Here is a 12,415-nt window from a genome sequence, read left to right as displayed (position 1 = left end):
TGAGCTGCGATGGCGCGACGCGAACAAGCTGATCCACGACTTCATCCCCTGCGATGGCCGCTGCGGCTGACGCGGGCGGGCATGGTCTGCGAAAGCGCGCTGCGGGCTTTCTGGCCCTTGGCCTCTGTTGTGATGGTGACATCTGCGGCTCTGATGTTGGGGCTGCATGATCTGGTTTCCTCAGATGTGGTCTGGAGCACTGGGATCATTGTATTGCTCGCAGCCCTACTGGCACTGGGCTATGGGTTCTGGCGTTTTCACTTGCCGCGTCGCACCGAGGCACTGGCCCGTTTGGATGCCAGCCTGCCAGGGCGCCCGGTAACGGCGCTGCTGGATGCCCAGGCAATTGGTGCGGGTGATGACGGCTCCATGGCGCTGTGGCAGGTGCATCGGGCGCGTATGGCGCGGGCGGTGGCCGCAGCAAAACCTGTACAGCCCAATCTGCGTCTTGCCGCTGCGGATCCTTTTGCCCTGCGCTATGTGGCGATAGTCTCTTTGTTGATGGCCCTGATCTTTGGCTCGGTCTGGCGGGTCAGCAGCCTTGGGGCCATGGCTCCGGGCCGCGATACTGTCTTGGCGGGGCCCAGCTGGGAAGGCTGGATCGAGCCGCCGCGCTATACCGGCCTGCCGGTGCTCTATCTGAACGATCAACAGGCACCTGTGCTGGAACTGGCTCAGGGAAGCCGGATAACCCTGCGGTTCTATGGCAAGGCCGGGGCGCTGAAGCTGGCCGAGACCCTCTCTGGTCAGCTGAAGGAAGAGGCGGCTGCGGCGCTGGATCATGAGATTCTGGTGCAGGCTTCGGGGCACTTGGAGGTCACAGGGCAGGGAGGACGTGCCTGGGAGGTCACTGTGCGCCCGGATCAGCCGCCGCGCATTTCCATTCTGGGTCTGCCAGAACTGACCGAAGACGGGGCGCTGAGGCTGCCGTTTCTGGCGCAGGATGACTATGGCATCGAGGGTGGCGAGGTGCGGATTGCGCTGGATCTCCTTGCTCTGCCTCGTCAGCACGGGTTGCAGGTCGAACCCGAAGCGCGCGAGGATATCGTACTGCCGCTGCCGCTGCCGATCAGCGGCTCCCGGCAAGAGTTCGAAGACATGCTGATCGAGGATTTTGCCGAGCACCCCTGGGCCAATCTGCCGGTGATCTTTACCTTCTCTGTCCGGGATGCGGCGGGGCAGTCTTCGGTGTCGTCCGGATTGGGGGCCTCGCTTGTGGCACCACGGTTCTTTGACCCGCTGGCCGCCGCTGTGGCTGAACAGCGACGGGACTTGATTTGGTCGCGCGGCAATGGCCTGCGGATTTCTCAGCTGTTGCGCGCCCTGTCGCATCGCCCTGAGACCCTGTTTCAGGAGGCAGGCAGTTATTTGCAGATGCGGGCCATCCTGCGCGGATTGGAGGCGGCGATGCAGGTCAGTCCAGGCGCCAGTGATGTGATCAGCGAGGATCAGCGCGATGAGAGTGCCGCCGCGCTGTGGGCGCTGGCGCAAAGCCTGGAAGAGGGCGATATCGGTGATGCCCTGGCGCGGATGCAGCGGGCCAAGGAACGGCTGAGCCAGGCGATGCGCGATGGCGCCAGCCAGGAAGAGATTGCCCGGCTGATGGAAGACCTGCGCGCGGCCACTCAGGACTATATGCGGCAATTGCAGCGTCAGGCGCAGCGCGAAGGTCAATCGGGCGAAGAGGGGCAATCCGGGCAGGAGGCCATGACCCTGACCCAGCAGGACCTGCAGGCGATGATGGACCGCATTCAGGAATTGATGGAACAGGGCCGCATGGCCGAGGCCGAACAGGCGCTGGAAGAGTTCCAGCGAATGATGGAAAACATGCGCATGACCCAGAGCCAGCCGGGCCAGGAAGGATCAGACGGGCAGCAGGCGATGGAGGATCTGGGCGAGACCCTGCAGCAGCAGCAGGGCCTGTCGGATCAGGCTTTCCGGGATCTGCAGGAACAGTTCAACCCCTATGCCCAGGCCGGTGAGAGCCAGAACAACGAAGGCCGCAGCGGTGGCCAGGGACGTGGCCAGCAGCATCAGGGCGGCGCTGGCGGTGAAGGCCAATCCGGCCAGAACGGCAGCGAAGGTCAGTCTGGTCAAAACGGCCAGATGCCGGGGGACTCGGGAGAGGGGGGCGCGGAGGGCGGCTCTCCCGGGGCCGGTAGCCTGGCGCAGCAGCAGCAGGCCCTGCGCGAGGCTCTGCGTCGTCAACAGGAAGGTCTGCCCCTGGGGCAGGGCGCTGAGGGCACCGATACGCAAGAGGCATTGGACCGGGCAGGCCGGGCCATGGATGGCGCCGAAGAGGCGCTGCGTCAGGGGGATATGGCCGAGGCCATCGACCGCCAGTCCGAGGCCATGGAGGCTTTGCGCGAAGGCATGCGGGCGCTGGGCGAAGCCATGGCAGAGAGCCAACAGACCGGACAGCAACCGGGGCAGGGGCAGAATACCCCCTCGGCACGGGCTGACCCTCTGGGGCGGGACCAGAACAACTCTGGCCTGGGAGATGAGCGCAACGCCGATTTTGGCGCTGGCCGCGCCCATCGTCGGGCCTGGGACCTGCTGGAGGAGTTGCGGCGTCGGGTCGGCGAACAGGAGCGCAGCGAAGAAGAGCTGCGCTATTTTGAGCGCCTGCTGGACCAATTTTGATCTGTCATGTCGCCAAGGTTGCCCGACCCAACCGACGTGGCTGACCTTCCTGTGAAATCTGGGTCCGCTTGCCAGTTTTGCTCTGGCGGGAACGGCTGATATGGGCGCTGTTTCACCAAGGAGAGGGGGGCTCCCGCCCGTGGGTCAGGATTAAAATCCTGCCCCACGGTTGGGCCTGGCAGTTGCGGCTCTGAGAGAGCCGCAACTGCGGTGGCGCGATCCGGCTAGGGAGACCTGTGTTGCAGTGTCAGAAACATGGCTGAGGCCAAAGGGTGGAGCAGCATGGGACAGCCGCGCCAGATCAGATCTGTGGCTGTTGCAGCGCGGTGACTTTGGCGTCCAGCCAGAGCCGCATCTGGTCCACCCAGGTGACATAGCTGCTGAGATAGGGATCGGCCTGTGGCAGGATCTCCGCAATCTGCGGCGCGTTGCTATAGACCATCACCATGGCCAGAACCGCGAGGATCACCAGGGCAAAGCCCCGGGTGAAGCCGGATTTGCGCGGCCTGGGTGCAGGCTCATCCGAGACTGGAGGTGGCGGTGCATCGGCGGCCCGCAGGGTTGAATTGATCTCTTCGATATCCGGCAGAACACCGCGTTTGAGCCCACTGGCCTCGGCGGCGAGACGGCGGGGGTCTTCGCCCCGGATCCGCGCCATACGGTCCTGGGCCTGACGCGAGCGACGAGCCTCTTCGTTTTCGGGTAGATCATCCAGTCCTAGATTGGGCTGGGTTTCCAAAACCTGTGTGACGCCCTGATCTGCGGCCCGCAGGCTGGCTTCACGCTCGGCCTCCTCGCGCAGAATATCGCTCAGCGCGGGATCCAGGACGCGCTGCTGTTGCGGCCCAGGAGCCTGCGCTTCGTCGGTCTCTTGTGCTGGGGTGTCCTTAGAAAATTCATCCTCGGTGAGGTCTTCTTCCGGGCTGTCCCAGAGATCTTCCTGGGGCTCCTCATCCACATCGGTATCTGACCTCGTCGAAGCGGGGCGGCTTGGTTTTACCCGCGTTGGCGCGATTTCTTCGGTGGCTGGTTCGGGCTGCTCTGCTACTTCAGCGGGTGCCTCAGTTGGAGTCGCTTCTGGATCCGGTTCCGGCAGAGGATCAGAGGCGATTTCGACCTCTGACTGCGGGTCATTCGCGGCAGCCTGGGGCGCGTGTTCGGCCTCGTCGGCGCCGTCAAGACCGAGCTCTTCAGCGGCGGCCTCAGGCGCGGTGACAAAGCCAGCGGGTTGCTGAAACCAGGTGTCACCGCAGCTGGAACACTGCACATCGCGGCCTTCCTCGGGAATGACGTCATCCGGCACTTCGTACTGGGCACCGCAATTCGGGCAGGTCAGGCGCATAAGGATCTCCTTGAACCCGAAACCTCTTCGGGCAACTGTCGGCAGTATTTTCAAATGACAATAGGCAGTTCGGGGCTTTCGCGAAAGGGCGAATTGCGATTTGGTACCGCCAGGGGCAGGCCACAATGCCCATCAGAAACCATGGCCCATTGAAACTACCGGGCCACTGGGGCAAAACTGCTGAGCGCAAACAGGGGACAGTCGTGATAGAGCTGGAAAACGTTGGCTACAACTACGGGGGCGGGGAGCTGCTGAGCGATGTCTCGGTGAAGCTGGCACCGGGCTCCTTTCATTTCCTGACCGGTCCCTCGGGCGCGGGCAAGACCACCCTTCTGAAGCTTTGCTATGGTGCGCTGACCCCAACCTCGGGCCGGGCGCGGGCCTTCAATATGGATGTGCAGGGGCTGGACCGCGATCAGATGGCGCATCTGCGCCGCCGCGTTGGCGTGGTACATCAGGACTGCCGTTTCCTGGACCATCTGCCGGTGATCGAAAACATCGCCCTGCCGCTGATCGTGGCGGGCAAGGATCTGAGCCAGGAAGAAGCCAACCTGCGTGAATTGCTGAACTGGGTTGGCCTGTCTGAACGTGCCGATGCGCTGCCGCCAGAACTGTCGGGTGGGGAACGCCAGCGCGCAGCTCTGGCGCGATCGGTCATTTTGTCGCCGGATGTGATCATTGCGGATGAGCCTACCGGAAATGTCGATTGGGAAATGTCGCAGCGACTGTTGCAGCTGCTGGTCGAGCTGAACCGCATGGGTAAGACCATCCTGCTGGCCACCCATGACATGTCGCTGATCCGTGCCGCCAAGAAACAGGTGCAGGCGCGGGTGCTGCGGATTTCGGCCAAACAATTGCATCAGGCGGGGGCAGACCTATGAGCGAAGGACGCTTGCGCAAACTGATCATGGGCGATGCCCAGGCCGACCGGGTGGTGCCGCCCAGCGGCTTTACCGCGCAGCTGACGCTGTTTGTATCCGGTGCGATGGCCTTTCTGGCGGTCTTTGCGCTGGCGTTGTCACTGGCTTCGGGCCGTTTGGCCACGCGCTGGGCGGATGAGCTGGCGCGGGCGGCAACCCTGCGCATCAATGCGCCTGCCGAACAGCGCAATGCACAGACACAGGCGGCGCTGACCATCCTGCAACAAACGCCGGGCGTGGCCTCGGCGCGGGCGCTGAGCGACGAAGAGCAGGCAGCGCTCTTGGCGCCCTGGTTTGGGTCCTCCTTGCCAATCGACAGCCTGCCGGTACCGCAGTTGATCGAAGTGATCGAGGATGATCCCGGCTATGATGGCACCGGATTGCGCCTGCGCTTGCAGGCCGAGGTACCGGGGGCTGTGCTGGATGATCATACCCGCTGGCGGGCACCGCTGGTGGATGCAGCGCGGGCGCTGCGACGGCTGGGGGCTGTCTCCATCCTGCTGATTGCCGGTGCCACCGCAGCGATGATTACCCTGGCCGCCAATGCCGCTTTGGCCGCCAATGCTCAGGTGATCGAGGTGCTGCGCCTGGTGGGCGCCCTAGACAGTTACATTGCCCATGCCTTTATCCGCCGCTTTACCCTGCGCGCCCTAGGCGGGGCAGCGGCAGGCATGGCGCTGGGCATGCTGGGCGTCTGGCTGATGCCTGCGGCCTCGAATGAGGGCGGGTTTCTGACCGGGCTTGGGTTTCAGGGCTGGGCCTGGGCGCTGCCGCTGGTGATCCCGCCGCTGGGCGCTCTGGTGGCCTTTGCTGCCACCACCCGGGCCGCCAAGAAACGTTTGGGAGATTTGACGTGAGTTTTGCAATCCAGTGGCTGCGGTCTTTTCTCTTTGTGTTTCAGATCTATTTCATGATGCCGGTCTTTGGTCTGGTCTTTGCACCCTGGGCGATCTTTAGCAAACGGGGCGCGCGGGCCTGTTGCAAAAGCTATTCGCGCTGGGTGTTCTGGACCGCGCGTTTCATGGTGGGCATTCGCTGCGAAGTACGTGGTACGCCGCCCGAGGGCGAGGTGCTGATCGCTGCCAAACACCAGTCGTTTCTGGATATCATGATGATCTTCACAGCGCTGCCCACCGCCAAGTTCATCATGAAAAAGGAGATCCTGCGCACACCGGTGATTGGCCAATATGCCAAACTGTTGGACTGTGTCGCCGTGGATCGCGGCAAACGGGGAGCCGCCATCGACAAGATGGTCAAAGACGTGAAAGAGGGCCATCAGGAAGCTGGTCAGCTGATTATCTATTCCCAAGGCACCCGCGTCGCCCCCGGCGTCAAGGCCGACTACAAGGTTGGCACCGGAGTGCTTTATGAACAATTGGCGCAGCCCTGTGTGCCGGTGGCGACCAATGTCGGGGTGCTCTGGCCACGCACCGGCATCATGCGCAAACCTGGCGTCGCTGTGGTGGAATTCCTTGATCAGATCGATGCGGGCATGGACCGCAAGGAGTTCATGGAGCTGCTTGAAACCCGGGTTGAGGCCAAATCAGATGCGCTGATGCGCGAGATAGGATTTGATCCGGATGCAGTTTCTTAAATCAATCGAAGATCTGGAAGCGCTTTACGGCACGCCGGGCGCGCCTTCGCTGCGCAAGGTGGCGCGCCGGATGACGCCGCTTTATCGCCAATGGATCATGGGCTCCAAGCTCTGCATGTTGACCACGGTGGGTCCAGAAGGCACGGATGACAGCCCGCGCGGCGATGATGGTCCGGTCGTTCTGGAGCTGGATCCCGGCACCCTGGCCCTGCCCGATTGGCGCGGCAACAACCGGCTGGACAGCCTGCGCAATATCCTGCGCGATGGGCGGATCTCGCTAATGTTTCTGGTGCCAGGGTCAAACAATGTGGTGCGCGTCAACGGCCGCGCACAGGTCACGGCAGATGCGGACCTGCGCGCCCGGTTTGACAAAGGGGGCAAGCAGCCTGCCACTGTGATTGTCATTGCCATCGCTGAGATCTACAGCCAATGCGCCCGCGCTATGCTGCGGGCGGGCACCTGGAAAGGTATCGACGAAAGCCAGGACCTGCCCAGCATGGGAGAAATCCTGGCCGAGCAGACCGATGGCGAAGAAGGTGGCAAAAACTATGATCAGGCCTGGGGTGCCCGCGCAGCCCAGACCATGTGGTGAACCTCTTGAAGCGCCGTTAAGAGATGACTTCACCAATCAGCACCTGCGGCTGGATATTGGTGAAATTTGCCACATCCGCCATCACCGGGCCAGACAGTTTCATCGCGGCGCCCATGGCCTCCTGATCGGCAAAGACGATTGTCGCAATGGCATGAAACCCGGCGGGTTGATCCGGTCCACCAGCAAGCCCCTTGGTGACCAGAACGCGGTCGATGTGCGGTCCCATATGTTCCTGTACAAGCGCCATATGGGTCGCGGCGTAATAGGCGTGGTCAAATGTACTGTCGGCGCTGACCGGATAGATGACTTGTAGTGAAACAGCCATGTGGTGTCCTCCCTTAGGTTGCTATTGGAACCAATAGACAGCTGCGACGGCGATTTTCCTAGCGAAAGATTTTGCGATGCAGCGCTGCGTTCAGATTTGAGGCCTTAGCCAGTTTTGGGAAGATCTGCGCGTCAGTGCCGCTGGAACAAATTGTCATTGGTGGCTTAGGTTGCCTATCTGTCAGGCTGGGGCGCCCTGATCCAAAGCCAACTGCTGCCATCCGCATCGTCTGGAAAGGCTGCAAAAAACACCCCCCAGCGCGCAAGAGATCCACGTGGTCCGGTGAGCCATCCTTTGGAAACGCTATGTGGGCCGACATCCGCACTTGGATCCACCGGGAGATCGGGCAGTTCTTCTGGGACAATGACTTCAAGCCTTGTCAGCAGGTCTTCGGCCTCTGGACGGCTCAATTCATGAGGAGCATGCGCTTCGATGGTGCATTTTGCCGTTTCGAGGCGAATGAAGGCGCCGGTTGCAGGGTCGATCCATAGCACATCCTGAAAGCCGTCCAAAACCTCTACCAAACCGTAGTCGCTTGGGGTTCCAAAATCGCGGCCGAAATGGTGGGCGACGCAGATATCCTTAAAAAACATGGTAAGCCGTTCAGGACGGCTTGGTGTTGGCCACAAGGTTGACGCCGCAGCCCCGCCAAGGGCCAATCCGACGATCACGATGGGGATGAGAATTCGCCGTTTCAAAAATGCGTCCTATTGGGGATCGCCCCGGCAAAATAATGCCGGGGTGCAGTAATCAAGTATCAGCTGTGGATGGCGCCGGTGCCGCAGGCCAGGGCGGCTTCGCGCACCGCTTCCGAATAGGTCGGATGAGCGTGGCAGGTCAGGGCGATGTCTTCGGCAGAGGCGCCAAATTCCATCGCAACGCAGATCTCGTGGATCAGATCGCCAGCACCGGGGCCGATGATCGCTGCGCCCAACACGCGGTCGGTTTCCTTGTCGGTGATGATTTTGACAAAACCACCCTCGGCCTGATGCACCGCCTTGGCGCGGGCATTGGCCATGAAGTTGAACTTGCCAACCTTGACCTTGCGACCCTCGGCCTTCAGCGCGTCCTCGGTGGCGCCAACTGTGGCCACTTCGGGGGTGGTGTAGACCACGCCGGGGATAACGCCGTAGTTCACATGACCATGTTTGCCCGCGATCACATCGGCGACGGCCATGCCCTCATCCTCGGCCTTGTGAGCCAGCATCGGGCCTTCGATCACATCGCCAATGGCATAGATGCCGGGCACATTGGTGCGCCACTGGGCGTCCGTTGCGATCTGGCCGCGCTCGGTCAGTTTGATGCCCAATGCATCCAGGCCCAGCCCATCCGCATAGGGTTTGCGCCCCGTTGCAACCAGCACCACATCGGCGTCGAGGGTTTCCTCGGCGTCGGGCTTTTTCTTCAGGGCGTATTTGACCTTGGCCTTGGTCTTGGTGGCCTCAACCCCCTGAACCGCAGCGCCCATGATGAATTTGAGGCCCTGTTTTTCCAGGATGCGTTTGAAGCCGCGCTGCACGTCCTTGTCCATGCCGGGGCAGACTGCGTCCATATATTCGACCACGGTGACCTCGGAGCCCAAGCGGGCATAGACCGAGCCGAGTTCCAGACCAATGACACCAGCACCAATGACGACCATCTTCTTTGGCACCTTGGGCAGGTCCAGTGCGCCAGTGGAGGTGATGACGACCTTCTCGTCGACCTCGACACCGGGCAGGGTGGAGGGCACGGAGCCGGTGGCCACAACGATGTTCTTGGCCTCATGGGTCTCGTCACCGACCTTGACCTGTCCCGCAGCGGGGATCGAGGCCCAGCCTTTCAGCCAGTCGATCTTGTTCTTCTTCATCAGGAATTCGACGCCGCCAGTGTTCTGGCCCACGACATCTTCCTTGTAAGCTTTCATCTGGTTCCAGTCGACCGAGGGAGATTTACCCTTGAGGCCCATACTGGCAAAATTGTGCTCTGCCTCGTGCAGCATATGGGTCGCATGCAGCAGTGCCTTGGAGGGGATACAGCCGATGTTGAGGCAGGTGCCGCCAAGGGTCTCGCGACCCTCTACGATGGCGGTTTTCAGGCCTAGCTGGGCGCAGCGAATTGCGCTGACATAGCCGCCGGGGCCTGCGCCGATGATGATGACGTCGTAGCTTGCCATTAGTGAGGGTCCTTTGCGGTTTAGTGAGGAGGAAGGGGGCGCTGCCCCCGGCCCAGATGGGCCTCCCCCGGAATATTTATTGGAAAGATGAAAGCCTAAATCAGGGCGGCGATCAACATGGATGTAGTGGCCAGAAGGCTGATGAACCAGATCACCGAGCGCCAGGGGGAAAGTCCAAGGGCATAGGCGGGGACATAGGCAATGCGCGCGCCAAGGTAGATCCAGGCGCAGCTCTGGGTGGTTGTGGTGGATTGCTCACCAAGGGTTACGACCACGCAGGCAATGGTGAAGAGGATCAGCCCCTCAAAATGGTTCTCCATCGCACGTTTGAAGCGGCCTGCGGTGCCGGTCAGCGTGACAGGTTCGTCGCGCGGGCCAAGGGCGGTTTTGCGGCTGACCTGTTGGTTGGCCGTAAAGGAATAGGCGCAGAACTGCAGGATTTGCAGCAGGGCGGCGAGGGTAAGGGCTGTGAGTTCTGTGGTCATTTCGGGTGTCTCAATTTCCGGTGGAAAGCCCAATGGATTGCTGAAATGAAGCCGAAAACAGCAAGGAAAGCTGCATATCTTTGGCCTGCGTGTTGATCACAGGACGGGCACGGCAATAGCGACAGCAAAGCGATGAGAGCTGTTAGAACGCTCCAGAATATTGCGGCGTAGAGGTTGAATTTGAGAACAGATTTCATTGGTTTCAAGCAGCTGCGGATCAGAGCGCCATAACAGGACAAAAAACCAATTGTAAGAACGCTCAATTGAACTGTGGCCACCCAGAAAAAGTGGTCTGCGGTTCGAAACGAAAGAAGCCAGATGACACAAGACAATATGAACAGGCAAAGGCCAGCGCACCAAACGGCAAGTGCTTTATTTAGTGCGCTGACGGTTTGCATGTCCTGAAAGCCTTTTACAGATCCATCAGCAGGCGTCGCGGATCTTCCAGCGCTTCCTTGACGCGTACCAGGAAGGTCACAGCACCTTTGCCATCGACGATGCGGTGGTCATAGCTCAGCGCCAGATACATCATCGGGCGGATCACCACTTCACCGTTGATCGCCATCGGGCGGTCCTGGATCTTGTGCATGCCGAGGATGCCGGACTGTGGCGGGTTCAGGATTGGCGAGGACATCAGCGAGCCATAGACGCCGCCGTTGGAGAGCGTGAAGGTGCCGCCCTGCATATCCGCCATCGAGAGCTTGCCATCGCGGGCCAGTTTGCCTTTGGCAGAGATGGCTTTTTCGATTTCGGCAAAGGACATGGCATCGGCGTCGCGGATCACGGGAACCACCAGGCCGGTTGGGGTTCCGGCGGCAACGCCCATGTTGACGTAGTTCTTGTAGACGATATCGGTGCCGTCGATCTCAGCGTTGACCTCGGGCACTTCTTTCAGCGCGTGGCAGCAGGCCTTGGTGAAGAAGGACATGAAGCCCAGACGCACACCGTGCTTTTTCTCGAACTGGTCTTTGTACTGGCTGCGCAGCGCCATGACCTCGCCCATATCCACCTCATTATAGGTAGTCAGCATGGCGGCGGTGTTCTGGCTGTCCTTCAGACGCTTGGCAATGGTCTGACGCAGGCGAGTCATCTTGACCCGTTCTTCGCGAGCGGCATCCTGGGCCGCTACAGGGGCGCGGGGGGCAGCAGGCGCCGGGGCGGGCGCGGGGGCCGCAGCGGCCGCGGCCACAGCGCGGGCGACATCGTCTTTCATGATACGACCATCACGACCGGTGCCTGCCACATTGGCGGCAGAAAGCCCGGCTTCGGCCATGGCTTTTTCCGCCGATGGCGCATTGGCGATGTCCTTGCCTGCGGCGGCAGGAGCCGCAGCTGCAGCAGGGGCTGCGGTCGGCGCCGCCGCTCCCGCAGCACCAGAGATCACGCCGAGTTTGGCGCTGGCTTCAACAGTTGAGCCCTCGGCGGCAGTGATTTCCGCCAGAACACCAGCGGCAGGCGATGGCACTTCGACGGAGACCTTGTCGGTTTCCAACTCGCAGAGCATTTCGTCCTGGGCAACAGAATCGCCGACCTTTTTGAACCAGACAGAAACAGTTGCCTCAGTCACAGACTCGCCCAGGGTGGGCACCATCACATCGGTGCTGCCACCACTTGCTGCAGGTGCAGCAGCAGGGGCGGTTGCAGCAGCGGCGGGTGCCGGGGCCGCGGCGGCGCCAGCGTCAGAGATATTGGCCAGCAGCGCGTCAACACCAACAGTGTCGCCTTCATTGGCGACGATATCGGCCAACACGCCAGCGGCTGGGGCAGGCACCTCTACAGTGACCTTGTCTGTTTCCAGCTCACAGAGCATTTCGTCCTGTGCAACTGTGTCGCCGGGCTTCTTGAACCAGGTGGCAACGGTGGCTTCGGTAACGGATTCGCCCAGGGTGGGCACGCGAACTTCGGTGGTCATGTCTGTCTTCCTCAGATTCAGATGGTCAGCGCGTCGTTCACGAGCGCAGCTTGTTGGGCTTTATGTTGGCTGGCGAGACCGGTAGCAGGCGAGGCCGAGGTGGCACGGCCCACATAGGCAGGCCGGGTGTGCTTGGCCTTGATGCGGCTCAGCACCCATTCGATATTGGGCTCGATGAAGGTCCAGGCGCCCTGGTTCTTGGGCTCTTCCTGACACCAGACCATTTCAGCGCCTTTGAATCGTTCCAGCTCCTTGACCAGCGAGATCGCCGGGAAGGGGTAGAACTGTTCGATCCGCATCAGATAGACATCATCGATGCCGCGGGCGTCGCGCTCTTCCAGCAGGTCGTAATAGACCTTGCCCGAGCACATGACGACGCGCTTGATCTTGTCATCCTTGACCAGTTTGGTCTCTGAGTTGCCCTGTTGGGCATCATCCCAAAGCACCCGG

At 61.3% G+C, this 12,415-nt stretch carries 11 protein-coding genes and 1 pseudogene; 5 read left to right on the top strand and 7 right to left on the bottom strand.

All coding sequences use genetic code 11. The features are described from left to right. The first annotated feature begins 9 nt into the window (after window positions 1–9). Window positions 10–2,643: a DUF4175 domain-containing protein gene (locus ABJP42_RS18655; RefSeq protein WP_348343095.1), complete on the top strand. Its 2,634-nt coding sequence runs from the start codon at window positions 10–12 to the stop codon at window positions 2,641–2,643. 301 nt (window positions 2,644–2,944) lie between these two features. Here ABJP42_RS18655 and ABJP42_RS18650 read toward each other — a convergent pair whose 3' ends face one another. After that, on the bottom strand, window positions 2,945–3,985 hold the full coding sequence (locus ABJP42_RS18650; RefSeq protein WP_348343093.1) for a zinc-ribbon domain-containing protein: 1,041 nt from the start codon (window positions 3,983–3,985) through the stop codon (window positions 2,945–2,947). A gap of 203 nt (window positions 3,986–4,188) precedes the next feature. On the opposite strand from ABJP42_RS18650, the gene ABJP42_RS18645 reads away from it, so the two are divergent. From ABJP42_RS18645 to ABJP42_RS18630, 4 genes are read left to right on the top strand one after another with little or no spacing between them, the layout of a single operon-like run. Then, window positions 4,189–4,866, top strand: coding sequence for a cell division ATP-binding protein FtsE (locus ABJP42_RS18645; RefSeq protein ID WP_348343141.1), 678 nt, complete (start codon window positions 4,189–4,191; stop codon window positions 4,864–4,866). Further along, window positions 4,863–5,762, top strand: coding sequence for a cell division protein FtsX (locus tag ABJP42_RS18640; protein WP_348343091.1), 900 nt, complete (start codon window positions 4,863–4,865; stop codon window positions 5,760–5,762). The genes ABJP42_RS18645 and ABJP42_RS18640 overlap by 4 nt, the downstream gene beginning before the upstream one ends. Continuing rightward, window positions 5,759–6,499, top strand: coding sequence for a lysophospholipid acyltransferase family protein (locus tag ABJP42_RS18635; RefSeq protein ID WP_348343089.1), 741 nt, complete (start codon window positions 5,759–5,761; stop codon window positions 6,497–6,499). Before ABJP42_RS18640 ends, ABJP42_RS18635 begins: the two co-directional genes overlap by 4 nt. Further along, window positions 6,486–7,091: a pyridoxamine 5'-phosphate oxidase family protein gene (locus tag ABJP42_RS18630; protein WP_348343087.1), complete on the top strand. Its 606-nt coding sequence runs from the start codon at window positions 6,486–6,488 to the stop codon at window positions 7,089–7,091. Before ABJP42_RS18635 ends, ABJP42_RS18630 begins: the two co-directional genes overlap by 14 nt. Window positions 7,092–7,107: 16 nt before the next feature. Here ABJP42_RS18630 and ABJP42_RS18625 read toward each other — a convergent pair whose 3' ends face one another. The 6 genes and pseudogenes from ABJP42_RS18625 to sucA all read right to left on the bottom strand — a co-directional run. After that, window positions 7,108–7,416, bottom strand: a complete 309-nt coding sequence (locus tag ABJP42_RS18625; RefSeq protein ID WP_348343085.1) for an EthD family reductase — start codon at window positions 7,414–7,416, stop codon at window positions 7,108–7,110. A gap of 173 nt (window positions 7,417–7,589) precedes the next feature. Beyond that, the gene (locus ABJP42_RS18620; protein ID WP_348343083.1) at window positions 7,590–8,009 is read right to left on the bottom strand and encodes a hypothetical protein; all 420 of its coding nucleotides are present in this window, start codon (window positions 8,007–8,009) and stop codon (window positions 7,590–7,592) included. A 164-nt stretch (window positions 8,010–8,173) separates the two neighbouring features. After that, a complete protein-coding gene (gene lpdA, locus ABJP42_RS18615; protein WP_348343081.1) occupies window positions 8,174–9,568 on the bottom strand; it encodes a dihydrolipoyl dehydrogenase in 1,395 nt (464 codons plus the stop codon). A 95-nt stretch (window positions 9,569–9,663) separates the two neighbouring features. After that, window positions 9,664–10,053 carry an MAPEG family protein gene (locus ABJP42_RS18610; RefSeq protein ID WP_348343079.1) on the bottom strand — a complete coding sequence of 130 codons (390 nt, stop codon included), beginning with the start codon at window positions 10,051–10,053 and terminating at the stop codon, window positions 9,664–9,666. A 412-nt stretch (window positions 10,054–10,465) separates the two neighbouring features. Then, complete coding sequence (odhB, locus tag ABJP42_RS18605; RefSeq protein WP_348343077.1) at window positions 10,466–11,965, bottom strand: 2-oxoglutarate dehydrogenase complex dihydrolipoyllysine-residue succinyltransferase; 1,500 nt, start codon at window positions 11,963–11,965, stop codon at window positions 10,466–10,468. 17 nt (window positions 11,966–11,982) lie between these two features. Continuing rightward, window positions 11,983–12,415: pseudogene (sucA, locus tag ABJP42_RS18600) on the bottom strand (2-oxoglutarate dehydrogenase E1 component); the annotation flags it as partial.

The sequence above is a fragment of the Pseudophaeobacter sp. genome (assembly GCF_039971195.1).
GTDB lineage: Bacteria > Pseudomonadota > Alphaproteobacteria > Rhodobacterales > Rhodobacteraceae > Pseudophaeobacter.
This window is presented reverse-complemented; position numbering and strand designations above follow the sequence as displayed.

Excerpts from the sequence above, each read along its gene's own strand:
- lpdA (WP_348343081.1), bottom strand. The coding sequence starts at position 9,568 with ATGGCAAGCTACGACGTCATCATCATCGGCGCAGGCCCCGGCGGCTAT.
- ABJP42_RS18640 (WP_348343091.1), top strand. The coding sequence starts at position 4,863 with ATGAGCGAAGGACGCTTGCGCAAACTGATCATGGGCGATGCCCAGGCC.
- ABJP42_RS18620 (WP_348343083.1), bottom strand. The coding sequence starts at position 8,009 with ATGTTTTTTAAGGATATCTGCGTCGCCCACCATTTCGGCCGCGATTTT.
- ABJP42_RS18630 (WP_348343087.1), top strand. The coding sequence starts at position 6,486 with ATGCAGTTTCTTAAATCAATCGAAGATCTGGAAGCGCTTTACGGCACG.
- odhB (WP_348343077.1), bottom strand. The coding sequence starts at position 11,965 with ATGACCACCGAAGTTCGCGTGCCCACCCTGGGCGAATCCGTTACCGAA.
- ABJP42_RS18655 (WP_348343095.1), top strand. The coding sequence starts at position 10 with ATGGCGCGACGCGAACAAGCTGATCCACGACTTCATCCCCTGCGATGG.
- ABJP42_RS18610 (WP_348343079.1), bottom strand. The coding sequence starts at position 10,053 with ATGACCACAGAACTCACAGCCCTTACCCTCGCCGCCCTGCTGCAAATC.
- ABJP42_RS18625 (WP_348343085.1), bottom strand. The coding sequence starts at position 7,416 with ATGGCTGTTTCACTACAAGTCATCTATCCGGTCAGCGCCGACAGTACA.
- ABJP42_RS18650 (WP_348343093.1), bottom strand. The coding sequence starts at position 3,985 with ATGCGCCTGACCTGCCCGAATTGCGGTGCCCAGTACGAAGTGCCGGAT.